Source organism: Aquimarina sp. AD10 (genome assembly GCF_003443715.1).
GTDB classification, from domain to species: Bacteria; Bacteroidota; Bacteroidia; order Flavobacteriales; family Flavobacteriaceae; genus Aquimarina; species Aquimarina aggregata.
The window spans coordinates 4,038,830-4,064,696 of the sequence record NZ_CP031965.1 but is presented as its reverse complement, the minus strand read 5'-3'; the positions used below and the strand labels follow the sequence as shown (position 1 = coordinate 4,064,696).

General features: G+C 33.7%; 24 protein-coding genes. 21 read left to right on the top strand and 3 right to left on the bottom strand.

Annotation, left to right across the window (positions count from 1 at the left end; all coding sequences use genetic code 11):
• The first annotated feature begins 53 nt into the window (after positions 1-53).
• From D1816_RS16755 to sufD, 11 genes are all read left to right on the top strand, one after another.
• Positions 54-1,295 carry a choice-of-anchor B family protein gene (locus D1816_RS16755; RefSeq protein WP_118504317.1) on the top strand — a complete coding sequence of 414 codons (1,242 nt, stop codon included), beginning with the start codon at positions 54-56 and terminating at the stop codon, positions 1,293-1,295.
• A 350-nt stretch (positions 1,296-1,645) separates the two neighbouring features.
• Positions 1,646-4,453 (top strand): choice-of-anchor B family protein, encoded by a 2,808-nt coding sequence (locus D1816_RS26285; protein ID WP_066315246.1) that lies wholly within the window; start codon positions 1,646-1,648, stop codon positions 4,451-4,453.
• A gap of 23 nt (positions 4,454-4,476) precedes the next feature.
• Positions 4,477-5,853 (top strand): hypothetical protein, encoded by a 1,377-nt coding sequence (locus D1816_RS16745; RefSeq protein ID WP_233565207.1) that lies wholly within the window; start codon positions 4,477-4,479, stop codon positions 5,851-5,853.
• Positions 5,854-5,913: 60 nt separating this feature from the next.
• A complete protein-coding gene (locus tag D1816_RS16740) occupies positions 5,914-6,672 on the top strand; it encodes an MbnP family protein (protein ID WP_066315241.1) in 759 nt (252 codons plus the stop codon).
• An 8-nt stretch (positions 6,673-6,680) separates the two neighbouring features.
• Entirely contained in the window at positions 6,681-7,733 is a 1,053-nt protein-coding gene (locus D1816_RS16735; protein WP_118504312.1) for a cytochrome-c peroxidase, read from the top strand.
• Between the two features lie 133 nt (positions 7,734-7,866).
• Positions 7,867-8,196, top strand: coding sequence for an iron-sulfur cluster assembly accessory protein (locus D1816_RS16730; protein ID WP_066315235.1), 330 nt, complete (start codon positions 7,867-7,869; stop codon positions 8,194-8,196).
• Positions 8,197-8,238: 42 nt separating this feature from the next.
• Positions 8,239-9,684: a Fe-S cluster assembly protein SufB gene (gene sufB, locus D1816_RS16725; protein ID WP_066315233.1), complete on the top strand. Its 1,446-nt coding sequence runs from the start codon at positions 8,239-8,241 to the stop codon at positions 9,682-9,684.
• 27 nt (positions 9,685-9,711) lie between these two features.
• Positions 9,712-10,113, top strand: coding sequence for a hypothetical protein (locus D1816_RS16720; protein WP_066315231.1), 402 nt, complete (start codon positions 9,712-9,714; stop codon positions 10,111-10,113).
• 68 nt (positions 10,114-10,181) lie between these two features.
• Complete coding sequence (locus tag D1816_RS16715; RefSeq protein ID WP_118504310.1) at positions 10,182-11,060, top strand: N-acyl homoserine lactonase family protein; 879 nt, start codon at positions 10,182-10,184, stop codon at positions 11,058-11,060.
• 6 nt (positions 11,061-11,066) lie between these two features.
• The gene (sufC, locus tag D1816_RS16710; protein WP_066315226.1) at positions 11,067-11,819 is read left to right on the top strand and encodes a Fe-S cluster assembly ATPase SufC; all 753 of its coding nucleotides are present in this window, start codon (positions 11,067-11,069) and stop codon (positions 11,817-11,819) included.
• A gap of 57 nt (positions 11,820-11,876) precedes the next feature.
• Positions 11,877-13,190 (top strand): Fe-S cluster assembly protein SufD, encoded by a 1,314-nt coding sequence (gene sufD / locus D1816_RS16705; protein WP_066315225.1) that lies wholly within the window; start codon positions 11,877-11,879, stop codon positions 13,188-13,190.
• Between the two features lie 74 nt (positions 13,191-13,264).
• Here the strand turns inward: sufD and D1816_RS16700 are convergent, their stop codons facing one another.
• Positions 13,265-14,617, bottom strand: a complete 1,353-nt coding sequence (locus D1816_RS16700; protein WP_118504308.1) for a serine hydrolase — start codon at positions 14,615-14,617, stop codon at positions 13,265-13,267.
• A gap of 100 nt (positions 14,618-14,717) precedes the next feature.
• Between D1816_RS16700 and D1816_RS16695 the strand changes: the two genes are divergently transcribed.
• From D1816_RS16695 to D1816_RS16660, 8 genes are all read left to right on the top strand, one after another.
• Positions 14,718-15,932, top strand: coding sequence for an aminotransferase class V-fold PLP-dependent enzyme (locus tag D1816_RS16695; RefSeq protein ID WP_066315218.1), 1,215 nt, complete (start codon positions 14,718-14,720; stop codon positions 15,930-15,932).
• Between the two features lie 219 nt (positions 15,933-16,151).
• A complete protein-coding gene (locus tag D1816_RS16690; RefSeq protein ID WP_118504306.1) occupies positions 16,152-17,147 on the top strand; it encodes a zinc metalloprotease in 996 nt (331 codons plus the stop codon).
• Positions 17,148-17,559: 412 nt separating this feature from the next.
• The gene (locus tag D1816_RS16685) at positions 17,560-18,564 is read left to right on the top strand and encodes a zinc metalloprotease (protein ID WP_066315210.1); all 1,005 of its coding nucleotides are present in this window, start codon (positions 17,560-17,562) and stop codon (positions 18,562-18,564) included.
• Between the two features lie 58 nt (positions 18,565-18,622).
• Positions 18,623-19,336: a DUF4377 domain-containing protein gene (locus D1816_RS16680; RefSeq protein ID WP_118504304.1), complete on the top strand. Its 714-nt coding sequence runs from the start codon at positions 18,623-18,625 to the stop codon at positions 19,334-19,336.
• A 38-nt stretch (positions 19,337-19,374) separates the two neighbouring features.
• Positions 19,375-19,797: a SufE family protein gene (locus D1816_RS16675; RefSeq protein WP_066315204.1), complete on the top strand. Its 423-nt coding sequence runs from the start codon at positions 19,375-19,377 to the stop codon at positions 19,795-19,797.
• A gap of 57 nt (positions 19,798-19,854) precedes the next feature.
• Positions 19,855-20,181 (top strand): DUF59 domain-containing protein, encoded by a 327-nt coding sequence (locus D1816_RS16670; RefSeq protein ID WP_066315201.1) that lies wholly within the window; start codon positions 19,855-19,857, stop codon positions 20,179-20,181.
• Between the two features lie 39 nt (positions 20,182-20,220).
• Entirely contained in the window at positions 20,221-20,730 is a 510-nt protein-coding gene (locus D1816_RS16665; protein ID WP_066315198.1) for a DUF2480 family protein, read from the top strand.
• Positions 20,731-20,896: 166 nt separating this feature from the next.
• A complete protein-coding gene (locus tag D1816_RS16660) occupies positions 20,897-21,832 on the top strand; it encodes a DUF3078 domain-containing protein (protein ID WP_066316318.1) in 936 nt (311 codons plus the stop codon).
• 54 nt (positions 21,833-21,886) lie between these two features.
• On the opposite strand, the gene D1816_RS16655 is transcribed toward D1816_RS16660, so the two are convergent.
• The gene (locus D1816_RS16655) at positions 21,887-22,327 is read right to left on the bottom strand and encodes an N-acetyltransferase (protein ID WP_147405011.1); all 441 of its coding nucleotides are present in this window, start codon (positions 22,325-22,327) and stop codon (positions 21,887-21,889) included.
• 111 nt (positions 22,328-22,438) lie between these two features.
• On the opposite strand from D1816_RS16655, the gene D1816_RS16650 reads away from it, so the two are divergent.
• Positions 22,439-23,464: a DUF3078 domain-containing protein gene (locus D1816_RS16650; RefSeq protein ID WP_082832473.1), complete on the top strand. Its 1,026-nt coding sequence runs from the start codon at positions 22,439-22,441 to the stop codon at positions 23,462-23,464.
• Between the two features lie 13 nt (positions 23,465-23,477).
• Here D1816_RS16650 and hflX read toward each other — a convergent pair whose 3' ends face one another.
• A complete protein-coding gene (gene hflX, locus D1816_RS16645; RefSeq protein ID WP_066315195.1) occupies positions 23,478-24,686 on the bottom strand; it encodes a GTPase HflX in 1,209 nt (402 codons plus the stop codon).
• A 149-nt stretch (positions 24,687-24,835) separates the two neighbouring features.
• On the opposite strand from hflX, the gene D1816_RS16640 reads away from it, so the two are divergent.
• Positions 24,836-25,807 (top strand): endonuclease, encoded by a 972-nt coding sequence (locus tag D1816_RS16640; RefSeq protein WP_066315192.1) that lies wholly within the window; start codon positions 24,836-24,838, stop codon positions 25,805-25,807.
• Positions 25,808-25,867: the final 60 nt, after the last annotated feature.

The window sequence follows — 25,867 nt, the reverse complement described above, 5'->3', positions numbered from 1 at the left end:
TCGTTAATATTTTAACATCATACTTTTGTATATTTACTAAAATAGCTATCCCTATGAAAAATTACTTCTTTGTCTTTTCTTTTATTATTCTTGTCTTTGGCCTTACCAATTGCAGTCAAGATGACAACGGAGGAAGTACTAATCCAAACGCTAATGTAAAATCTGGACCATGTGAAAATGGCTCTGTAGGAGGATTATACCCATGTAATGGTTATGATTTAATTTCTTCTATACCTCTAATAGAAATGGGAGCGCAGGGTGGTAATGATAGCTGGGGATGGACAGATCCCTCTACCGGAAAAGAATATGCACTAATTGGTTTAGATAATGGTACTGCATTTATTGATATTTCTACTGCCAGTACACCTATTTATTTGGGCAAACTACCAACAGCTACAGTTAGTAGCTCATGGAGAGATGTTAAAGTATATCAAAATCACGCATTTATTGTAAGTGAAGCGCCAGATCATGGAATGCAAGTTTTTGATCTTACAAGATTACGCAATGTCTCCAACCCACCAGAAACATTCACCGCAGATACACGTTTTGAAGATTTTGGAAGTGCTCACAATATTGTTATTAATGAAGACTCTGGGTTTGCATATGCTGTTGGCACTAGTAGAGCAGGGCCATTTAGAGGTGGGCCTGTATTTATTAATATTCAGGATCCTAAAAATCCTATTGCTGCAGGAGGTTTTCTTTCTTCGGGTGAAAGAGCATACAGCCATGATGCGCAAGCCATCACCTATAGTGGACCTGACTCGGATTATACAGGTAGAGAAATACTTATCGGAAGCAATGAAGTAGAAGTTGTACTTGCCGACATTACAGATAAAGATAACCCTATCACTATATCTACAATAAAATATACCGATGTAGGATATACCCATCAAGGGTGGTTTACTGAAGATATGAGATATTTCATTTTAGGTGATGAAACTGATGAACAAGGTGTTGGGTTTAATACTAGAACACTTATTTTTGATTTTGAAGATCTTGACAACCCAAAATTTCATATGACCTATACAGGACCTACCTCAGCTATTGATCATAATGGATATGTAAAAGGGAATACATTTTATTTGGCCAATTATAGATCAGGAATAAGAATGATTGATATTTCGGATATTGGAAATAAAAACATTACTGAAACAGGCTTTTTTGATACATACCCTGTAAATGATAATGCTAGCTTTAATGGTGCCTGGAACGTATATCCATATTTTGACAGTGAAAATATTGTAATTAGTGATATTGAAAGAGGGTTCTTATTAATTCACAAAAGCACACCTTAAAATCTAATTACGTATAGTCAGTAGTGCTTCTGCAACTCTTAATAGGTGTATATAAAAACGACCAACTTATTTCATAACATTATAATAATCAGAATCTTAAAATTTCTTGTTTTAAAAGGCTTAATTTTATATAATAAATAAGGTAATCGTGCTATTTTAATATAATCCTTACCTTTTAACACGATTTTAGTGTTAAATACAGTTAATAAAAGTTAAAATATTCAAAACATTATAGAGAATTCACAAATAAGCACGAATAAAATCGATAAATTAGGTAATTATTTGAATTTTAAACCATTACTACATGACATAAATATTTAGTGCAAACTAACTCTTAAAACACAAACTCAATGAAAAATCTAAAAATTACTTTTCTGCTGATATTTACAGCAGTTCTTTCCTATGGTCAGACACCATGTCAAAATGGTTTAGCTGGCTCATATCCCTGCAAAGATTATGATCTCATGTCTCGCATCTCTTTAGCAACAATGAGTGCCGGAGCAGGTAACGATAGTTGGGGTTGGACAGACCCTTCTAACGGAAAAGAATACGCAATTATCGGTCTCAATAACGGAACCGCATTTATCGATATTTCTAATCCTACAAATCCAGTTTATCTGGGCAAGCTACCAACAGCAACTAGCAATAGCTCATGGAGAGATGTAAAAGTATATAAAAACCATGCTTTTATTGTAAGTGAAGCCTCTAATCATGGGATGCAAGTTTTTGATTTGACACGTCTACGAAATGTATCAAATCCACCACAAAATTTTAATGCAGATACACGATATACCCAATTTGGAAACGCTCATAACATCGTTATTAATGAAGATTCTGGATACGCATATGTTGTAGGAGCACAAAGAAATTCTGGGCCCTACAGAGGAGGACCACTTTTTATTAACATTCAAGATCCAAAAAACCCAATTAACGCTGGGGGATTCTTATCAGGAGGACAACGAGCATATACTCATGATGCGCAAGTGGTAACCTACAATGGTCCAGATGCAACATACGCAGGAAGAGAAATCTTAATTGGTAGTAATGAAATAGAAGTTGTTATTGCCGATATTACCGACAAAGCAAATCCTGTTACTTTATCTACTATAAAATACCCTGATGTAGGATACACTCATCAAGGATGGTTTACAGAAGATATGAGATATTTTATCTTGGGAGATGAAACCGACGAACAAGGTGTTGGGTTTAATACCAGAACTATAGTTTTTGATTTTCTTGATCTTGATAACCCAAAAGAACACTTAATCTATACTGGCCCTACCGCAGCAATTGACCACAACGGATATGTAAAAGGAGATAAATTCTATCTTGCAAACTATAGAGCAGGTATTAGAGTAATCGATATTTCTGACATCGGAAATAAAAATATGACAGAAATTGGCTTTTTTGACACCTATACTTCTAGTAATGGCGCTGCTTTTAATGGTGTATGGAATGTATACCCCTATTTTAATAGTGGAAATATCGTTATTAGTGATATCGAAGGAGGTTTCTTCTTAGTCAAAAAAAGTAGTCCAGCCGTATGTAATGCCACTACACCCTCTTCATTATCTGCTTCAAATATTAGCTCTAGCTCTGCTTTGCTAAACTGGAGCAGCGTATCAGGAACTACATATGATTTACGATATCGCGTAGCAGGCTCTTCTGCCTGGACAACAACAGCAGTTTCTGCAACATCATCCACTATTTCAGGCTTATCCGCATCTACGCAATATGAAGCTCAGGTAAGAAGTAAATGTCCTGACGGAAGTACGTCACAATATAGTAGCTCTACAACCTTCACCACGACAGGAGGAAATCCACCAAATAATTGTTCAAACACAATTTCTTCTTTTCCGTTTACTGAAAGTTTTGAAACTAATCTTGGACAGTGGAGTGATGCCACCTCAGGTGATGACCTAAATTGGACTAGAAACTCAGGAGGCACCCCATCTAATGGTACAGGGCCAAGCAGTGCAGTAGATGGTAATACATATATTTACGTTGAAGCATCTGGAAATGGAACTGGTTTCCCTAACAAAAGAGCAATTCTTAACTCTCCTTGTTTAGACTTTAGTGCATTAACTACTCCTAGTCTTAGCTTTCAATATCATATGTTAGGAAGTGCAGTAGAAACATTAACGGTAGAAGCCAGAACAAACAACACCGGAAACTGGACAAGTATATTTAGTAGAGCCGGCACACAAGGAAGTGATTGGAATCTTGCCGATGTAGATCTTTCAGCATATGCAGGCGAAAACAGTGTACAAATACGATTTAATGTAGTAACTGGTGATGGTAATCAAGGATGGCAAAGTGATATCGCTCTTGACATCATAACAATCCAAAATGGCAATACTGGACCTAGTGGATGTACATCTGGAATTTCTTCTTTCCCATACAATGAAAGTTTTGAAAATACTCTTGGCGCTTGGACACAATCTGCTGCAGATGATATAGACTGGACAGTAGATTCTAACGGAACACCATCAAGAAGTACTGGACCTTCTAGCGCAAATCAAGGAACTTTTTATATTTATGTTGAAGCCTCAGGAAATGGAACAGGATATCCTAATAAAAGTGCGATTTTAAATTCTCCTTGTATAGATCTTAGCGCAGCGAGTACGGCTTCATTTTCATTTGCGTATCATATGTTTGGAGCTGCAGATATGGGTAGCATAGACTTAGAAGTTAGTACAGATGAAGGAGGTTCTTGGACAAGTATATGGAATCAAACAGGAAACCAAGGTAATGCTTGGAATACTGCCAATATCAACCTTTCATCCTACGCAGGAAGTGGTATTCAACTTAGATTTAATAGAGTAACAGGTAGCACTTGGCAAGCTGATATCGCTATAGATAACATATCGATTACTGCCAGCACTGCTAGATCCAATGCATCAGCTACAAATAAGGACATAACGCTCTCTGTTTTTCCTAATCCAGTGATAGGAGCAGAACTTAACATCCTAATGAACAATAAAATTGATTCAAGCAACGCTTATGAGTTCGAGATCAAAAATTTTATAGGGCAATTAGTACGGAAAGGAACCGTTATAAGTACAATAGACGTTTCTAGCTTAAGATCAGGTGTTTACTTTTTACAAGTAGCTACACCAGATGGCAATATTCTTATGAAACGTTTCCTAAAAAACTAAATACTCAAAAAAAATATTAACAAATGAATTACCTCAAATTCTTAAGTTACATTTCAGTTTTCACTATGATACTGTTACATACCTCAGGATGCAGTAGCAGTGATGATAGTGGTGACATGCAGCCTGATACTTCTGGGCAAGATATCAAAGGCACTATAGAATGGGTCAAAACATTTGGAGGAACCAAAGAAGATAACATCCTATCAGTAGTAGAAGCTGCTGATGGGAGTTATGTTCTTGCCGGATATACACAAAGTGCCGATGGAGATATTACCGATAAAACAGCAACAGATAGCGATTACTGGATACTAAAATTATCTAAAGCCGGAGATATTGTATGGTCAAAAACCTATGGAGGTTCTGGTGAAGATCGAGCAGAAAAAATAATAACCACCTCAGATGGTGGCTATGCAATAGTTGGATATAGTCGTAGTAGTGATCAGGATGTAACCGAAAATGCTGGCTTACAAGACTATTGGATTGTTAAATTAAATGCCTCTGGCGATGTACAATGGCAAAAAAGTTTTGGATTTGCTGGTATCGATAGAGCTTTCTCTGTAGTTCAGACTAATGACGGTGGTTATTTTATGACTGGATTTCTTGATGTTACTGCTAGTGAAGGAGGTGGTAATGATGATAAAAGTGCCAGCACAAAACACGGTGTGGGAGAATTTTGGGGTATCAAACTTGATGCTTCTGGAGAAAAAGAATGGAGACGTTTCTTTGGCGGATCAAATAATGATCGCAGCTATGATACTCTTCAAACAGAAGATAATGGTTTCTTAATGATAGGGTCTTCAGAAAGCATAGATTTTGACATTACTAATAGTAAAGGAAGCTATGATTTTTGGGTTGTAAAAATAAACTCAGAAGGTACTAAGTTATGGCAAAAATCATTTGGTGGTACCGAAATTGACGTGGCGTACGCCATGGCCGCAACAGGAAACGGAACCTATGTAATTGTAGGTGACTCTAGAAGTGAAAATGGCGATATCTCAGAGGCTAAAGGAAATGCCGATTTATGGATGATACAAATCGATGGTAACGGAAACCTTCTTTGGCAAAAATCTCTAGGAGGAACAGCTTTTGATACAGGAAGAGGAATTCAGAAAATGAGAAATGATGGCTTTATAATTACCGGAAACTCAAGAAGTAATGACGTTAATCTGTCTGAAAATAAGGGAGAAAGCGATATTTGGAACATCATGATAAATACCTCAGGAGAAATTAAATGGAACGCCACTGCAGGGGGTACTAAAGCCGAATTTGGAGAGGATTGTTTAGAAACTACGGACCAAAGAATTGTTGTTGTAGGTAATTCAGAAAGTAATGATTTTGATGTACCAGCTAACAAAGGTTCTAAAGATGCAATCATAATAAAATACAAAATAGAAGAATAAAATCTTAATTACTAAGTAAAGATTTTATTTAAATACAAAACAACAAACATCGTAAAACACATGAAAAAATTCACAATAATCATATTCACTTTTTTACTTGTCGCTTCTTGTAAAAATGATGATGGTGGCTCAAGCGAACCGACATTTGGAAATATTACATTAGATTTTAAAAATACTATTGATAATAATGGTATTGAATTAACCACAGATATTTATACCAATGGAAGTGGTGAAATCTACAAAATCTCAGAATTAAAATATATTATTAGTAATGTTGTACTTATCAAAGCTAATGGAGAAGAGTTCAAGTATCCTGTAGACGAAGGGTATTTTTTAATTAATGAAGAAGTTGTAGATAGTAAAAATATCTCTCTTGCAGATATCCCATCGGGAGAATACACTAAAATCAAGTTTGGTATTGGTGTAGATCAATCAAAATATCCTCTTAATGGTATGGCAAATTTTATACCTACAGCAGAAGAAAGCGGTATGTTATGGAGTTGGTCTGCCGGATATAAATTTATTAAATTTGAAGGTACTTTTGGCACTTCAGACTCTCCATTCTTGATTCATGTAGGAAGTCATGGTACAGCATTAGACAATTATAAAGAAGTAACACTTGATTTGCCTAGCACATTAACTATTTCGGCATCAAAATCACAAGAAGTTGCAGTAAATGCTGATATTGCAAAAATATTTGACAGTACAAATACGCACTCTTTAGTTACTAAAAGTGATGTACAGGTCGACCCTGTTCTTGCCCCGCAAATTGCCGAAAATATAAGTACTATGTTTAGCGTAACAAGTGTAACGAACTAAAAATTAAATTGAAACTACTATCCTATTATATCATCATTATCTTTTTCGGAACTGCCTGTAGTTCCGAAAAGGATGATTATGTACCTATTGTGCCCGAAAACAAAAAACTAGAATTTACAATACCAGCAAATTTCCCCAACCCTAGTTATAACGTATCTCTTAATCCTCCAACCGAAAAAGGATTTGAGCTCGGAAAAAAACTATTTTATGATGGTCGTTTATCTTCTGATGGTGTAATCTCTTGCGGTTTTTGTCATATTCAAGATTTCGCATTTACACATCACACCCATATTGTAAGTCATGGAGTCGATGGGGCTTTGGGTACGCGTAATGCGCAACCCTTACATAATCTGGCGTTTATGAAAGAATTTACTTGGGATGGTGCTGCAAGGCATTTGGACCTACAACCTATCATACCGATTACTGCAGAAGTCGAAATGAATGAAACATTTAGCAGTATCATTAAAAAATTAGAAGAAAAGCCAGAATACGTACAACTTTTTGCAGCAGCTTTTGAAAACCAAAAAATCAATTCAGAAAATATCCTTAAGGCTCTTTCTCAATTTATGATTATGATGATCTCTTCAAATTCTAAGTATGACAAAATAGAAAGAAACGAAGGTTCTGTATTTACAGATAATGAAGCCGCCGGTTTTGAGCTTTTTAAATCTAAATGTGCTTCATGTCATGCAGGAACATTATTCACAGATCAATCCTATCGCAATAATGGCTTAGCTGTCGACCCGTTATATAATGATATAGGTAGAAACAGAGTTACAGGACTTGCAGAAGACATGCACAAGTTTAAAGTGCCTACACTAAGAAATGTTGAACTCACTTTTCCATACATGCACGATGGTCGATTAAAGACATTAGATGATGTGTTAAATCATTATAGTGATGGCGTAGTTGATTCTGAAACGTTAGAACCACTGTTTAAAAATCAAAGTGGAACTCTTGGAATCCCAATGACGACAGAAGAGAAACAACAAATAATTGCCTTTCTAAAAACCCTAACAGACGACAATTTCTTAAATGATGATCGTTTTTCAGAGTTTTAATACCATCTATAAATTACTACTATAACTTTTCCTTATTTTAATATATGTTAGATAAATGTTAGGTTTTGCCAATAAAATCTACTTATGTACTATATTTGCAATTCATTTAGAATTAATCTATTTATAAAGAAGTATGATTAAAGTATCTGACATAGCTAAAAACAAAGTTGTCGAATTAATGACTGAGGATGGATACAATGCAACTACCGACTATGTTCGTGTAGGTGTAAAAAGTGGAGGATGCTCAGGTTTATCGTACGACTTAAAGTTTGATAAGGCACAAGAAGAAGGAGACAAAGTTTTTGAAGATAATGGTGTAAAAATTATTGTTGACAAAAAGAGTTTTCTATATCTGATAGGAACAACTTTAGAGTATTCTGGCGGTTTAAATGGAACCGGCTTCGTATTTAACAATCCCAACGCAAGTAGAACATGTGGTTGTGGAGAAAGTTTTTCATTATAAATTTTTAAAGAAAGATCCTGAATCAAAATCAGGGAATAGAAGATGGCGTATACTGAAGACGACTTAAAAAAAGAATTAGAGACTAAGGAATATGAGTATGGGTTTTATACTGATATAGAATCAGATACTTTTCCGATAGGATTAAATGAAGATATCGTTCGTGCAATTTCTAAGAAGAAAGAAGAGCCAGAATGGATGACTGAATGGAGATTAGAGGCCTACCGCGTTTGGGAGAAAATGGAAGAGCCAGAATGGGCTAATGTAAACTATGAAAAACCAAATTTTCAAAGCATATCTTATTATTCTGCTCCTAATAAAAAACCAAAATACAACAGTATTGATGAAGTAGATCCAGAATTACTTGAAACTTTTAAAAAGCTCGGAATATCTCTGGATGAACAAAAGAAACTAGCTGGAGTAGCAGTTGATATTGTAATGGATTCGGTATCTGTTGCTACAACTTTCAAAGAAACACTTGCAGAAAAAGGAATAATTTTTTGCTCAATTTCTGAAGCAATAAAAGAACATCCAGAATTAGTAAAGAAACATATTGGCTCTGTTGTACCGCAAAAAGACAATTTCTATGCAGCTCTAAACTCTGCGGTATTTAGCGATGGTTCTTTTTGTTATATTCCTAAAGGCGTTCGTTGCCCTATGGAATTGTCTACGTATTTTAGAATTAATCAAGCAGGAACAGGACAATTTGAGCGTACATTGGTCATTGCAGATGAAGGTAGTTATGTAAGCTACCTAGAAGGTTGTACTGCTCCCTCTAGAGATGAGAACCAATTGCACGCTGCAGTTGTAGAATTAATCGCTTTAGATGATGCCGAAATAAAGTATTCTACCGTACAAAACTGGTACCCAGGAAATGCAGAAGGAAAAGGTGGTGTTTATAATTTTGTAACCAAAAGAGGGATTTGTGAAAACAACGCTAAAATCTCTTGGACACAAGTAGAAACTGGTTCTGCAGTAACCTGGAAATATCCTTCTTGTATTCTTAAAGGAGATAATTCAGTAGGAGAATTTTACTCAATTGCTGTAACCAATAATTTTCAGCAAGCCGATACAGGTACCAAAATGATTCATTTAGGTAAAAACACTAAAAGTACTATTATTTCAAAAGGTATCTCTGCAGGAAAATCCCAAAATAGCTACAGAGGATTAGTACAAATAAATAGTAGAGCCACTAATGCACGAAACTTTTCACAATGTGATTCATTATTGATGGGCAATGAATGTGGCGCTCATACGTTTCCTTATATAGAAGCAAACAACAAAACCGCTCAAATAGAACATGAAGCGACTACAAGTAAAATAGGTGAAGATCAGATTTTTTACTGTAATCAACGAGGAATTGATACCGAAAAGGCAATCGCATTAATCGTTAATGGTTTTAGTAAAGAAGTTCTTAATAAATTACCTATGGAATTTGCAGTAGAAGCTCAAAAACTTCTGGAAATATCTCTAGAAGGTTCTGTAGGGTAAATCTTATTAACCATCAAATCCTCATTAATGAAAAACGTAATTTCTTTAATTGTACTTAGCATTCTAGTTTTATCTTGTAAGAATGAAAAATCAAAAACATCAGAATCAGATAGCGAAGCCAACCTCATTCGCGGTGAATTTATACTGATTGATGGTGCCGCAGTAATTAAGGGTAATGATTTTATTTATGGAGTAGTAATTAACGACGCCACCAAAGAACTAGCCCAAAAAGTTGAACCCCTTCAAAGAGAAGAATATGATATGGTTCCTGTTGTGGTTAAAGGTGTTATAAAACCTAATCCTGATCAAGGCTGGGAAGAAATTGTAGAAATAACCGAAATTATTGGGGTAAGTGCGCCAACTTCAGAGTTGCCTGCCAAAATTAAATCATTAGAAAATACACAAGCCACTACTGATAGTACAGAATAAAAAAATTAATATCAATTATACGCTTATATGGTTCTTAGAACTTTTAAGCAATTAAGTAAAACTAAAAAGTGAAAAAATATATAGCCTTATTATTTCTTACCGTTGTTCTCTTTGCATGTAAAGAGACTAAAAAAGAAAAATCCGAAACCACAGTCGTTTCAGAAGAAATTAAAAAACCGGAAGTTAAGCTATATACATTTAGCGGTGGTAAAGTATTGGTAAATAATTTAGAGCTTTTTTCTCAAGACACTACTTATCATGGTCAAAGCAAAGAATTTGCCGATGCTTTTTATGTAGTTAGTCACCCAAAGGGTAATTTGATGTGGGATGCAGGCTTACCAGAGACTCTAATTGGCCTACCAGAACCTTTTACAGACCCAAGTGGAGCGTTCACTGTATCAAGAAAAGATTCTGTAGTTAATCAGTTAAAATCGATAGGAATGACTGTTCAGGATATCAAATATATTGCGTTATCGCATACACATTTTGATCATACAGGACATGCCAATACTTTCAAGAATTCTACATGGTTAGTGCAGAAAACAGAATATGATTCTATAACAAGTCCTACAAGTCAAAAAATAAATGCCGATAACTACAATGCCATAAAAGAACTAACCACCACTAAAAAACTTAATGGTGACTTTGATGTTTTTGGTGATGGTAGTGTTGTTATCAAATCAATGCCAGGCCATACTCCTGGTCATCAGGTTCTATATCTTGACTTAGCAGAACATGGTCCTCTTTTATTATCAGGAGACTTGTACCATTTATATGAAAATAGAGAACATAAAAGAATCCCTATTTTCAATTTTGATGTAGATCAAACTTTAGAAAGTATGGACAAATTTGAAGCTTTTGCTGAAGAAAATAACGCAAAAGTTTACTTACAACACCAAAAAGAAGATTTTAATAAATTGCCAAAAGCACCTAAATATTTAAATTAAGAGAAGATGCTGAAAATAAAAGATTTACACGCAAGCGTGGAAGGGAAAGAAATTTTAAAAGGACTTAACTTAGAAGTTAAGGCTGGAGAAATTCATGCTATAATGGGACCTAATGGTGCAGGAAAAAGTACTTTGGCCAATATCGTTGCAGGAAAAGAAGAATACGAAGTAACTGATGGAGAAATTCTTTTAAATGGAGAAGACATTGAAGAATTAGCTACAGAAGAACGCGCTCACAAAGGTGTTTTCTTATCTTTTCAATATCCTGTAGAGATTCCTGGAGTAACAGTAACTAACTTCATGAAAACTGCAATCAACGAAACCAGAAAAGCGCAGGGTCTTGAAGAAATGCCTGCAAAAGATATGCTGAAAAAGATTCGCGAAAAATCTGAATTGCTAGAGATCGATCGTAAATTCTTATCACGATCTCTAAACGAAGGATTCTCTGGTGGAGAGAAAAAAAGAAATGAAATTTTTCAGATGGCAATGATGGAACCTAAATTAGCCATTCTTGATGAAACAGATTCTGGATTAGACATTGACGCATTACGAATTGTTGCTAATGGTGTTAACAAACTAAAAAGTAACGATAATGCTATTGTCGTAATTACACATTACCAAAGACTTCTTGATTATATCGTTCCTGATTTTGTACACGTACTATATGATGGAAAGATTGTAAAATCTGGAACCAAAGAACTTGCTCTAGAGCTTGAAGAAAAAGGATACGATTGGATTAAAGAAGAAATAAACGCATAATTAGTTAAGTGTTCATTAGTAAATAACAATACTTAGCAGATAACAAGGAACGAGAATATGGAATTGAAAGATAAATTAGTATCTTCTTTTTTGGCTTTTGAAAATACAGTAGACGTAGACGCGCCTATACATGATATTAGAAGCCAGGCAATAAAAAGCTTTGAAGAAAAAGGGTTTCCTACCAAAAAAGAAGAAGCGTGGAAATACACTTCTCTAAATGCTATATTAAAACACGATTATAGTATTTTTCCTGATGAGGAGAATGCATTAGAATTTAAAGATGTCAAAAGATTCTTTATTAATGATCTTGACACCTATAAAATTGTGTTTATAGATGGTAAATATTCTTCGCACTTGTCTGAGACTACTCATGATAAAATTGACGTGTGTTTGATGTCTTCTGCACTTTCTAATGATAAATATAAGGTTGTTATCGACAACTATTTTAATAAAATAGCAAAGCAAGATGGTCTTACATCATTAAATACAGCATTTTCTAGAGAAGGAGCATATATTTATATTCCAAAAAACAAATTGGCCGATAAGCCAATCCAGATTATACATTTTTCTACAGGAAAAGAAGCTGCACAAATGTTGCAACCTCGAAATTTAATTGTTGTAGAAGAAAATTCTCATGTTCAAATTATAGAACGTCATCAAAGTCTCACAGACAACCCTGTGTTAACAAATTCGGTTACAGAGATTTTTGCTGATAAAAGAGCAATTGTAGATTACTATAAAATCCAAAATGATAATCAAAATGCTTCTTTAATAGACAATACATATATAGATCAACATGCCCAAAGTATAGCATCTGTTCACACTTTTGCTTTTGGAGGAAACATCACCAGAAATAATTTAAACTTTTATCAGAAAGGTGAAGGAATAGACTCTATCCTTAATGGGGTAACTATTATCGAAGGAAAACAGCATGTAGACCACAATACGCTAGTACATCATACAGAACCTAATTGTGAAAGTCATCAGGATTACAAAGGTATTTTTGATGAAAAAGCAACAGGAGTTTTTAACGGAAAAATTATTGTAAATAAGGAAGCTCAAAAAACTAATGCTTTTCAATCTAACAATAATATCTTACTAAGTGATAAGGCAACAATAAACTCAAAACCACAATTAGAAATTTTTGCAGATGATGTAAAATGCTCGCATGGGTGCACAATAGGACAGCTAGACGATAATGCTTTATTCTATATGCGTTCGAGAGGTATTGCAGAAAAAGAAGCCAAAGCACTACTTATGTATGCTTTTGCAAATAACGTACTAGAAAGTGTAAAAATACCTCAGCTAAAAACTAGAATCAACAAGTTAATTGCCACAAAACTTGGAGTTAATCTTGGTTTTGATTTGTAAACAGTAGATTCAAATCAAACAATTATACATATAAAGCCTATTCATATTCAAGAATAGGCTTTAGTTTTTTGAATTTATTTTACTGCACTAACCATTTCTTTTAAGAAATTATTGAAGTCAACTCCAGCATCTCCTATAAGCCCAAATCGCACAATAACTAAATCTTTAGACGGAATAATAAAAACACGCTGTCCTTGATATCCATTTGCAGAGAACATGTCTTTCGGAGCATCAGGGTAGAATCCTCCTGAATTTAACCAAAAATGACCCCCGTAATCTCCATCAGAAGTGGGACTTGGCGTAGTTACATAATCTACCCAAGAAGGGTCAAAAATTTGAGTTCCGTTCCAATTTCCTCTATGAAGATATAGTGACCCAAACTTGGCCCAATCTCTAACGGTTGCCCAACCATAAGATGATCCCACATAGTTCCCGGCCATATCAGTTTCTATGAGCATAGAATGCATACCTATCTTATCTATAAATTCACGATACGGAAAATCAAGATACTCTTGATAGGTATTAAATTGTTTTCTTAAAATACCAGACAATAAATTAGATGTACCAGAAGAATAATACCAATTTTCATTGGGTTTATGAATTGCTTTTTTATGAATCTGAGGAGTGGTCATATCCTTATCGATATACAACATTTTTGTAACATCAGATATAGAACCATAATCTTCATCCCATTCAAGACCACTATTCATTTGTAACAAATTATTTATCGTGATCTCTTTTCTTTCGTCATTTTGCCATTCGGCAATAGGTGCTTTACTATTAATATCTATTTTACCTTGGGATTGTAACACTCCATACATCGTACTCAGAATACTTTTTGTCATAGACCAACCTAATAACTTAGAGTGTTTGTCAAAACCGTCTATATATCGTTCACTAATAATTTGATCTTTATACAACACTAAAACTGCTCGTGTTTTCTTTTCTTCTACTCCATTAGTATCAAATATAGAGGCTACCGTACTTTCTATCTTTTTATAATCTAATTGTTCAAAAACTGTATCTTTTTGAGGTAAAGCACCATAGGGATAAGGCTCGTCTATTTTAGAAAATGTTCTGTTTGGTGCCAAAAAAGGTTTGTCTTCATCAAAATCTTCATCAACTAAAATACTTCCTAATCCTTCTCTGTATATTGCTTTACGCTCTTTGAATCCGTATACATTAGCTATCGCATACTTTTTATCTAGATCAATTTCATCAGTTGCCAATTTTACCATCGGAACATTATGATCAGTCTTATCAGTATACTCAAGACTTCTATTTCCAAGAAAAACAGAAGAACTCATGTTTTTTGCAGAAAAGCCCGAAATAATTTCAAGTTTTGGATAATTAACTACTGCAGCACCACAAACCAGTACTACTAATAGAAGAAGTGCAATGCCAAAAATTTTTTTAAATCGTTTCATAGGATATAAAGAGTTATAGTCTATCTAAAAATAAGCAATCCTGATTAGAAAATCACCAATATAACATTTGGTATTATTATTTTTGCAAAAAGAAATTGTTATGCTTGATGTACAGAAAGTCCGAAAAGATTTCCCTATTCTTAATAGAGAAGTAAACGGAAAACCTTTGGTGTATTTTGATAATGCGGCTACTTCTCAAACGCCACAAATAGTTATCGATGCCATTGTAGACTATTATAGTAACTATAATGCCAATATACATCGAGGTGTACATACATTATCTCAAGAAGCAACAGATGCTTATGAGGTTGCAAGAAAAAAAATACAACACCATTTTAATGCAAAACATGCTCATGAGATTATTTTAACTTCAGGAACTACGCATAGTATTAATATTGTAGCTACTGGATTTACTAGTTTTCTTTCTAAGGGGGATGAAATTATTGTTTCGGCACTAGAGCATCACTCTAACATTGTACCATGGCAAATGCTGTGTGAACGTACAGGTGCTTTTCTTAAAGTAATTCCTATGAATTTAGAAGGAGAATTACGAATGGATATTTATGATGAGTTACTTTCTGACAAAACTAAACTGGTTTTCACTAATCACATCTCTAATGCATTAGGAACTATTAATCCTATTGAAGAAATTATTACTAAAGCTCATAAAGTAGGAGCAGCAGTCCTTATAGATGGAGCACAATCCTGCCCGCATATTAAACCAGACGTACAAGATCTGGATGTTGATTTTTATGTAGCTTCAGCACATAAACTTTGCGGACCTACTGGTGTTGGTCTTCTTTATGGAAAAGAAGAATGGCTTAATAAACTTCCTCCTTATCAGGGTGGTGGTGAAATGATAGACCAGGTAACTTTCGAGAAAACGACCTATGCTGGTCTTCCTCATAAGTTTGAAGCAGGAACTCCTAATATCTGCGGTGGTATTGCATTTGGTGTGGCTCTAGATTATATGAATAGTATCGGTTTTGACGCTATTGCAGCTTATGAAAATGAATTACTTGATTACGGAACTCAAAAACTATTAGAAATTGATGGGTTAAAAATCTATGGTACTTCTAAAAACAAAACCTCGGTTATATCTTTCAATTTAGAAAATATACACCCGTATGATATAGGATCCATAGTAGATAAACTTGGAATAGCTGTTCGAACAGGCCATCATTGTGCGCAGCCAATAATGGATTTTTATAAAATTCCAGGAACTATACGCGCCTCTTTTTCATTTTATAATACCAAAGAAGAAATCGATGCTCTTGTTGAAGCTGTTAAAAAAGCTCAAATGATGTTAAGTTAGTATTACTCAAGAATCATTTTTGCCATTTTTTTACGCACTCAAGTTTTTAGATTATTCTTTTTTATGTACAAGTGCATAATATGCTTTTTTTAGGTTGTATAAAAAAGATGTTAATTTAGTTATAAATATTTGACTATCAGTTTGTTAAATTAACAAAAGCTTCTATATATTTTAGAAAAAAGAACTATCTTTTCATTTGTTGTATATAATACTCTTAAAATGAAAAAGTTAGCAATTTCTGGTATAATCCTCTTATCATTTTTTTTCTTAGGCTGTCCTGCCGACAAAAAAGTAGATGATCCACAATGTATGGATACCGAAAAATCCAGAAGTCTATATAAACTAACCGGTAAAGATTCTATCAAAAGATGTGGCACCATGAATCTTCTTGAAAAACATCTTATCAAAAACACAAAATTAAAATCAAAAATGGACACTATCGAAAAACAGTGTCAAGCCTTTATCGCTTTAAGTAAAAGTGGCAAAATAACCGATTTAGATACTATCACAATTCCTATAGTTGTGCATGTGATTTACAGTAAGACGGAAGAAAATATTTGTAATCAACAAATTCTCTCGCAGGTTGAAGTTTTAAATCAAGATTTTTCAAAAACAAATAAAGATATCGATCAAATACCTCAAGAATTTAAAAATAATGCAAGTGATATAAACATCCGTTTTAGTCTTGACAGTATTATACGCGTCTCTTCTACAAGAACAGAATGGGGAACTGGAGATTCAATGAAATTTTCATCTAATGGGGGTTCTGATGGAATTGACCCTACAAAACATCTCAACATTTGGGTATGCAATATCGGTAATGGAATTTTGGGATATGCTCAGTTTCCTGGAGATGCAATTGCTACCGATGGTATTGTAATTTCTCCACAATTTTTTGGAACCGAAGGGTTTATTTCACCTCCTTTTGATAAAGGTAGAACAGCCACTCATGAAGTTGGCCATTGGCTAAACCTAAGACATATATGGGGCGATGGTAACTGTGCTATAGACGATTTTGTTGAAGACACTCCTTCTTCTGATGGTCCAAATTTTGGTTGCCCTGACTATCCTACAATACGATGCGAATCAAATAACATGACCATGAATTATATGGATTATGTTGATGATAATTGTATGTATATGTTTACCAATGGACAAAAAAATAGAATGCGAGCAACTTTTGCTAATGGAGGACCTAGAGAATCGTTTCTTTAGTCTGTTATCTTAAGTATATTGTTAAAAAATGGCTTTTTTTTAACATAGGGTTTTAGATACAACACTATTTATATCTGCTATTTTGCCAAAGTTCTTTCCCTTAAAACTATAATTATCTATTTATACATACCCGTTTTATACTTTGCATTCATAAAAAATAAAAATCTCATTATCAGCGTTTTATAATTATTTTTATTTGTTTGACTTAACTTAAATCGTACAAAAGACTAGAAAATGGGTAGGGTATTCTAACGCTAAACTGTTTTATTAATAACCCTTTAAAACTAGAAAACACCAAAAAATGGAATAGTGAAAACTTTTGTTAAAAAAGAAACAACTAAATTATTTTTTCGTTATTAAATTAAGAAAAGTAACACGATCGCATCTTAGTATACTATCAAACCCCGTAATAATGATACCAAAAACCCCTATTAATGCTTTTATTGCATTACTAATTAGCGTACTAACTATTAGTTGCATAGATTCCAAAAAAGAAGATGATGAAGAAGCGAATAATCTTAAGGAAATTGCAGCCGTAGATCAAACCAGAAAACGCCCTACAAGAACATGTAGCACAATGGATATTCTTAAAAAGCATTTGACCGAGACTCCTGATTTAAGAGCAAAAATGATAACTATAGAAAAGCAATGTGAAGCATTTATCAAATCAAGAAAAAGTGGTGAAACAAAAGACTTAAATACCATATCAATACCAATAATAGTACATGTTATCTATAACAATGAAAACGAAAATATAAGCGATACACAAATAAAATCCCAGATTGATATTCTAAATCAAGATTTTACCAAAACAAACCTTGATCGTGATCAGGTTCCGCAAGAATTTTTGCCTCTTGCGGCGAACATTCAAATTAATTTTAATCTTGAAAAAGTAATACGCGTTTCTTCTGAAAGAACAGAATGGGGAACTGGAGATGAAATGAAATTTTCTTCTAGTGGTGGGTCAAACGTTGTTACCCCCCAAAGTCATTTAAACATATGGGTTTGTAATATCGGAGAAGAAGCTCTGGGATATGCACAATTTCCTGGAGATAACCCATTAACAGATGGCATTGTAATATCACCTCAATATTTTGGTTCAGAAGGGTATGTCTTATCTCCTTTTGATCGTGGTAGAACCGCTACACATGAAGTTGGTCATTGGCTTAACTTAAGACATATCTGGGGAGATGGGCGTTGTATGAAAGATGATTATGTAGATGATACTCCATCTGCCGATCAACCAAATTATGGTTGTCCAGAATATCCCGTACTTAGTTGTAATACAAATGATATGAGTATGAACTATATGGATTATGTAGATGATACATGTATGTATATGTTTTCTAAAGGTCAAAAGGATAGAATGCGAGCTGTATTTGCCGAGGGAGGTCCAAGGCAAAGTTTTATCAAATAGGCATCTAAACAATTTTTTCTTGATTTCATTTTTTAATACTTTTAAAAAAAGTAATAGTATGAAAACAATAATGCTCATTTTTAGCACATTTTTCTTCTTATCTTCTTGTCAAGAAACCAAAAAGGTATATATAGCCGATCATCTAATAGATTGCCAAGGAGTAGCCCCTCAAAAATGTATGCTTTACAAAGAAAATAGTAGTGATGAGTGGACATATTTTTACGATCAGATAGATGGTTTTAAGTATGAAGAAGGTTTCTCTTACCAGCTCGAGGTTCTAGTAAAAAAGGTAGATAAACCACTTGCAGATGCTTCTGCAATACAATACACACTAGTTAAGGTATTATCAAAAGAAAAACAAAACAATACGATAGCACAGCATACTCCCAATAAAATATCAAAACCTCAAGAAAACATTATTACTGTTGAATATCAAGCGGCATCAAGAGGTTCATTTCTAAACATAAAAATTGATAAAAAGCTTATCCAGAAAACTAAAGACAGGAACCTACAGAATATTTCCTCAAAACAATGTTCAAAAGAAGACTGGAATACCATTGTTGGTTTATTAAAAGATGTAAGTATCAAAACTATTAGCGAATTGGAAGCCCCAACAGAAAAACGTCTTTTTGATGGAGCTCCACACAGTATTTTAAAGATTACTTCAGATAAAAATACATTTACTTCAAATAGTTTTGACCATGGCCACCCTCCGTCAGAAATAAAACAATTAGTTAAGACTATACTATCATTGTCAGAAAGTATTGAATAGCAACAATTGTTGTTGTACTTTTGTACAAAAATTAAGCGATGTCCATAAAAGATATTCAGGAAGAGATTGTAGACGAGTTTAGTATGTTTGATGATTGGATGCAACGATATGAATATATGATCGAGCTAGGCAAATCACTTCCCCTTGTTGAGGAAAAATACAAAACAGATAGCAATATTATCAAAGGGTGCCAAAGTAAAGTTTGGGTTCATGCAGAAATGAAAGATGATAAAATCGATTTTACAGCAGATAGTGATGCCATTATCACAAAAGGAATAATTGCAATTTTAATTCGCGCTTTTTCTGGACAACACCCAAAAGACATTATCGATGCGGATACTGATTTTATTGATGAAATTGGTTTAAAAGAACATTTATCACCAACACGTGCAAATGGTCTTGTAAGCATGATTAAACAATTAAAAATGTATGCTATTGCATATCAAACACAATTAAACTAAAGTATTTACCTCCTTTGTCTGGTTACACCAGTAACAATTGATTAAAAAGTAATAAAGATGAGCGAAACAACTATAGATACGAATGAACTAGGAGAAAAAATTGTTGGAGTTCTTAAAACAATTTATGATCCTGAAATTCCAGTAGATATATATGAGTTAGGTTTAATTTATGATGTATTTGTTAATGAAGATTATGATGTTAAAATTCTTATGACGCTTACTTCGCCTAATTGTCCAGTAGCCGAATCATTACCAGAAGAAATTAGAGAAAAAGTAAAATCTCTTAATGCTGTAAATGATGTAGAAATGGAACTTACTTTTGACCCACCATGGTCACAAGACCTAATGAGCGAAGAAGCTAAATTAGAGCTGGGAATGCTTTAAAAGTCTAAACCTAATATACAGCGACAACATAAAACTACAATGGCAGAAGAAATCGTAAATAGAGTAGCAAATAATCAAAATCTAATCACTTTTGATCTCGAAGAATACTACCCAAATGGAAGACGGGTTTTATTTGACATCAAGGATTGGCTTTTTGAAGGGCTAATTTTACGAGAAAAGGACTTTAGAAAACATGTTGCCGATCATGACTGGAGTCAGTATAAAGAATCTTATGTAGCTTTAACATGTTCTACAGATGCTATTATCCCGGGATGGGCCTACCTTTTACTAACTAGTGCATTAATACCACATGTCAAGAGAGTTGTTGTAGGCTCATTAGAAATTCTCGAGACAATTCTTTATAATGAAATTATACATACTCTTGATGTTTCAGAATATCAGGATAAGCTTTTAATTATTAAAGGATGTTCAAATAAACCTGTTCCAGAGGGTGCATATATTTCTTTGATCCAAAAATTACAACCTGTGGCTAAAAGTATAATGTATGGCGAGGCATGCTCTTCTGTTCCTTTATATAAGAGAAAATAGATCGTTTTGTCCGTTAATTTGGTTTTTTATCGAAAAACCGAAATTTAAATAAAACCCCAATTATTCTTCAAATATCGATTGGGTTAAATTCGCATTTATTAAAATTAACGTTTAAATTATTACTATTTTTAATATGATAATAAAACACTTTAAACCTAACAAAATGATTAAGAAACTAGTTTTGGTAACGACCCTATTATTAGGAGCAACCTCTATCACAGCTCAAACACTTGAAGAATTAAAAAAGACTCAAGCAGCTAAAAAAGATTCTATTGCGGCTATACAGGGTAGAGTAAATGCGATACAAGCCCAAATTGATGCAATTCCTGGTTGGAAAATTGGTGCTTTTGGTACTATAGGAGGAAATATTTCAGGTTTTAACAATTGGTTCGCACAAGGCATTCCTAATAACTCTGCAGGAAATATAGGGATCACAATAAACCCTTATGCTAACTTACTTCAAGAAAAGTATTTTTGGAGAAATAGTGCAGCTATTAATCTTTCTTGGGTAAAGTTGGATGATGAAGATGATCCAACAGATGATGATAGTTTTAGAGAAGCTACAGATGTATTTACAGTTTCTTCTTTATTTGGTTATAAACTAACTAAAACATTAGCAGTATCTGTTTTAGGTGAATACAGAACAACATTACTTAATAATTTTAATGACCCAGGATATCTTGACCTTGGTGTTGGGGGTACATGGACTCCGATTAAAGATCTTGTTGTTGTTGTACACCCACTTAACTATAACTTTGTATTTAGTGAAGGCGCTGCGCAATATGAGTCTTCTTTAGGTGCTAAAATAGTTGCTGACTATACTCGTAAAATAGGAGCAATAAACTTTAAGACAAATTTATCTGCATTTTTAAGCTATGAAGATGCCGATTATTCTAACTGGACTTGGACTAACTCTTTCTCATATACTTTATGGAAAGCTATTGGTGTTGGTTTTGATTTTGGTTTAAGAAGTAATAAGCAAGAAGCGTTTAACTTTGCATTAGCTCAGGAGCCTGCAATTGTGCCAACTCCTACCTTAGAAAATACAGATAATGAATTACAATCTTTCTGGAATGTTGGACTAAGTTATTCTTTCCAATAAAATTTAGAAATATTCGATACAATAAAAGACCACCTTATAGGTGGTCTTTATTTTTTATAATATGAGTTTCATATGAAACTCGTGATCATCTTCTCCGATTGCTTTAAAACCAACTCGCTCATAAAGACGTATTGCCGGATTTTCTTTCAACACCTTTAAAATTAATGTTTTTTTGGTACTTTTTGCTCTTGAAATTACATCCTCAACCACCTTTTTTCCTATTCCTAAACCTTGATACTCTGGTGCTATTTGCAACTGCATTATTTCTATCGTTTCTGCAGTTTCTATACATTTCAATACTCCTACTTTGTTATTCGACCTTAAAACAATATACGCCCCTTTAAAACCCTTGTTAACTCTATCTTTATGTTCTTTGTTGGACAAAAAGATGCCTGCCTTTTCAAGGTGCACAACCATCGTTTGCATTCTTAATTTAAATAAGAAAACTTTATCTTCTTCTTTGGCTTTTATAAGCTGTATTTTTAATTTTTCCAAAGCTAATTGTTTGTATCTAATACGAATATAATTCAATTTGAACGGTTCTACTGTTTGAAAAACTATGTGTATCCCGTATATTTGTGGCTTACCATTGCAAAAAAAGATCAAATGAGTAAGTTTTCCTCGGTTCTTTTTCTGCTTTTTTTTATAGGAAAAACTGTAGGTCAGGAACAAGAAAAAGTAAAACAATTAGATTCGATTCAAATAAATTTGAAACGGGCTCTTGATAGTGTTTTAAAAAACACTACAAACGAGCTTAATATTATAGTGCTCAAAGCAAAATTAAAAGAAATAACTCCTAAAAAGGTTAAAAAAGAGCAAGTTGGATGGTTAACCAAAGGTAAATTTTCACTGTTGTTTAACCAGTCTTCATTTAATTTTGATTGGCAAGGAGGAGGGACTTCAAATATTTCGGGAAATGCAGGTGTTATTTATGAATTCAATTATAAAAAGAAAAGCCTTACTTGGGATAATAAAATTCAAACTGATTATGGTATCACTTTTTTAAAAGATGAAGACTTTGCCAGAAAAACTAATGATCGCCTTATTTTTAATACACGAGTAGGCCAACGTATCGGAGAAAGCAAATGGAACTATTCATTTTTTGCTAATTTTTTATCACAATTTGATAAAGGATTTAGATTTGAAGTAGATCCTGATACAGATAGGACTATACGAATAGAAGAAACTCATTTTTTCTCTCCTGCTTTTGTACAAGCAGGTCCTGGATTACTTTGGAAAAAAAGAGATGATCTAACGATTAATATTGCTCCTGTAACCTCACGTATGATATTCGTAGATAAAGAATTTACTAATGTTCCAGGGTATGTTGATGGCGATTATTTTGGTATTGATGCTGGGGAGAGTACTAGATTTGAGTTTGGAGGCGCTTTGGCAGCAAATCTCAAGTTTCCTATTAGTAAAAGCTTCACTATTGAAAACATTCTAAATTTATATTCGAATTATATAGAAGATCCTGCTAATGTTGATATCGACTATACCCTTGATATGAACCTTAAGGTAAACAGATATATATCAAGCAGTTTTGTTTTCCAAAGCATTTATGATGATAACGCCACCGGAGCATTCCAAATACGTCAGGTTTTAGGTATAGGATTAGATTATAAATTCTAGCTTAGAACTCTTTTTATTCTTCTACAATTTCAGGATACAAGAAGTTATTATACGGAAATCGAGTTACATGTATATCTCGCACCTCTTTATATACTCGCTTTCTAAAGTCTTCTATATTCTCTTTTTGAATTGCAGAAATAAATAAAGCATTATCCCCTATTCTACTCATCCAAGTTTGTTTCCACTCCTCTAGTGTATAATGAGCTTTAGTTCTTTCTGTAGTCAAATCATCGGCATCGATAGTTTCATGTTCATAAGTATCAATTTTATTAAAAACCATAATAGTAGCTTTGTCTCTACAATCGATTTCTCCTAAAATCTTATTTACCGATTCGATATGATCCTCGAATTGAGGGTGAGAAATATCAACTACATGCAATAATAAATCTGCTTCTCTAACCTCATCTAACGTACTTTTAAAACTTTCTACAAGTTGCGTAGGTAATTTTCTAATAAATCCAACTGTATCACTTAATAAAAACGGAAGGTTACCAATTACCACTTTACGCACAGTGGTATCTAGAGTGGCAAAAAGCTTATTTTCTGCAAACACTTTACTTTTAGCAATCACATTCATAAGCGTAGACTTACCCACATTTGTATACCCTACTAAAGCTACACGAACTAATTTTCCGCGATTACCTCTTTGCGTAGCCATTTGTTTATCTATAGTAAGTAGTTTTTTCTTTAATAAAGAAATACGGTCTCTTACAATACGTCTATCTGTTTCAATCTCTGTTTCTCCAGGTCCACGCATTCCGATACCACCACGTTGTCGCTCTAAGTGAGTCCATAAACCGGTAAGTCTAGGTAATAAATATTGATATTGTGCTAATTCTACCTGTGTGCGCGCATAGCTAGTTTGAGCGCGCTGAGCAAAAATATCCAAAATCAGATTCGTACGATCAATAATTTTTGCTTTTAAAATACGTTCAATATTTCGCATCTGCGCAGGCGTTAGCTCATCATCAAAAACAACAGTACCAATATCATGTTGCTCTACATAAACTCTAACATCTTCCATCTTACCCGATCCTATAAATGTCTTAGAATTAGGCATGTCCATTTTTTGAGTAAATCGTTTTACAACTTCTCCTCCTGCTGTATATGTAAGAAACTCTAACTCGTCTAAAAACTCATCTAGCTTTTCTTCATCTTGATTTTTAGTAATAATTCCTATTAATACCGTTCTCTCGTATGCTATTTCCTTGTGCTCTAACATTAGCTACTTTATCTTCTATATCTTAATTTATTATATTGCGCCATCGTTCTGATTGTTTTATATATCAGAACCGATGTAATATACAAAAGTACAACAATTATATACTCAGAAGTTTACAATATAAAGGGTTTCTTATAAAATTAAATGTCATGGCCAACAAATCTTATTTTAGTAAAAAAAACACGAACTACCACACCATTGCATTTTATAATTTGGAAAATCTATTTGATACGCAAGATGATCCAAATACGTTAGACGAAGATTTTTTACCTGACTCAGAAAAACAATGGAATCGTAAACGTTATGAAAATAAAATATTTAAACTAGGAACTGTAATTTCAAATATTGGGTTTTCTAAAGCTAGAAAGTCTCCTATTTTGGTTGGCGTAGCCGAAGTAGAAAATCAAAAAGTATTAGAAGATCTGGTTAGCTCAAAACATTTAAAAAACAAAAACTACGGTATTGTACATTATGATTCTCCCGACGAACGGGGTATCGATGTTGGATTACTATATCAAAAAGAGCATTTTGAGGTTGTACACTCAGAAAGTATTCCTGTGTTAGTTGATAGTCAAAGAGGAGAAAGAGATTATACTCGTGATATTTTATGGGTTACTGGGATTTTAAATAATGAAGAAATTCATATTTTGGTTAATCATTGGCCTTCGAGACGTGATGGAGCAGAAAGCACATCATACAAACGCATTACAGCTGCCGAAAAAAATCGTGAAATAATTAGCAAAATCACTGCAGAAAATAGTAATGCTAAAATTATCATCATGGGTGACTTTAATGATGACCCATCTAGTGAAAGTGTTAATACACATTTAGTGCAAAATGATCTTTTTAACCCGATGGAAAAATTACTTACCAGATATAGAGGTACTACAAATTATAGAAGTCAGTGGAACCTATTTGATCAAATTATCTTTAGTCATAATTTTCATAAATACGAGAAAGGAAAACACTCTTTTTCTAGTGCATCAATATTTGATGATGATTTCTTAAAAATCTATAAAGGGCGTTATAAAGGAAAACCTTTTAGAACCTACGCTGCTGGAAAGTATACAGGTGGCTATAGCGATCATTTTCCAGTTTATATAAGATTGCAGCTTAATTAAAAAAACAAACTCCTTATTAAAAAGGGGGGATAAAACCTCTTAAAAAGTCCGAATACTTTG

Coding starts and splice junctions, on each gene's coding strand:
- D1816_RS16650 (WP_082832473.1), top strand. CDS start 22,439: ATGAGTAAGTTTTCCTCGGTTCTTTTTCTGCTTTTTTTTATAGGAAAA.
- D1816_RS16685 (WP_066315210.1), top strand. CDS start 17,560: ATGATACCAAAAACCCCTATTAATGCTTTTATTGCATTACTAATTAGC.
- D1816_RS16755 (WP_118504317.1), top strand. CDS start 54: ATGAAAAATTACTTCTTTGTCTTTTCTTTTATTATTCTTGTCTTTGGC.
- D1816_RS16675 (WP_066315204.1), top strand. CDS start 19,375: ATGTCCATAAAAGATATTCAGGAAGAGATTGTAGACGAGTTTAGTATG.
- sufB (WP_066315233.1), top strand. CDS start 8,239: ATGGCGTATACTGAAGACGACTTAAAAAAAGAATTAGAGACTAAGGAA.
- D1816_RS16670 (WP_066315201.1), top strand. CDS start 19,855: ATGAGCGAAACAACTATAGATACGAATGAACTAGGAGAAAAAATTGTT.
- D1816_RS16745 (WP_233565207.1), top strand. CDS start 4,477: ATGAATTACCTCAAATTCTTAAGTTACATTTCAGTTTTCACTATGATA.
- D1816_RS16700 (WP_118504308.1), bottom strand. CDS start 14,617: ATGAAACGATTTAAAAAAATTTTTGGCATTGCACTTCTTCTATTAGTA.
- hflX (WP_066315195.1), bottom strand. CDS start 24,686: ATGTTAGAGCACAAGGAAATAGCATACGAGAGAACGGTATTAATAGGA.
- D1816_RS16695 (WP_066315218.1), top strand. CDS start 14,718: ATGCTTGATGTACAGAAAGTCCGAAAAGATTTCCCTATTCTTAATAGA.
- D1816_RS16640 (WP_066315192.1), top strand. CDS start 24,836: ATGGCCAACAAATCTTATTTTAGTAAAAAAAACACGAACTACCACACC.
- D1816_RS16730 (WP_066315235.1), top strand. CDS start 7,867: ATGATTAAAGTATCTGACATAGCTAAAAACAAAGTTGTCGAATTAATG.
- D1816_RS16720 (WP_066315231.1), top strand. CDS start 9,712: ATGAAAAACGTAATTTCTTTAATTGTACTTAGCATTCTAGTTTTATCT.
- sufC (WP_066315226.1), top strand. CDS start 11,067: ATGCTGAAAATAAAAGATTTACACGCAAGCGTGGAAGGGAAAGAAATT.
- D1816_RS16680 (WP_118504304.1), top strand. CDS start 18,623: ATGAAAACAATAATGCTCATTTTTAGCACATTTTTCTTCTTATCTTCT.
- D1816_RS16665 (WP_066315198.1), top strand. CDS start 20,221: ATGGCAGAAGAAATCGTAAATAGAGTAGCAAATAATCAAAATCTAATC.
- D1816_RS16690 (WP_118504306.1), top strand. CDS start 16,152: ATGAAAAAGTTAGCAATTTCTGGTATAATCCTCTTATCATTTTTTTTC.
- D1816_RS16740 (WP_066315241.1), top strand. CDS start 5,914: ATGAAAAAATTCACAATAATCATATTCACTTTTTTACTTGTCGCTTCT.
- D1816_RS26285 (WP_066315246.1), top strand. CDS start 1,646: ATGAAAAATCTAAAAATTACTTTTCTGCTGATATTTACAGCAGTTCTT.
- sufD (WP_066315225.1), top strand. CDS start 11,877: ATGGAATTGAAAGATAAATTAGTATCTTCTTTTTTGGCTTTTGAAAAT.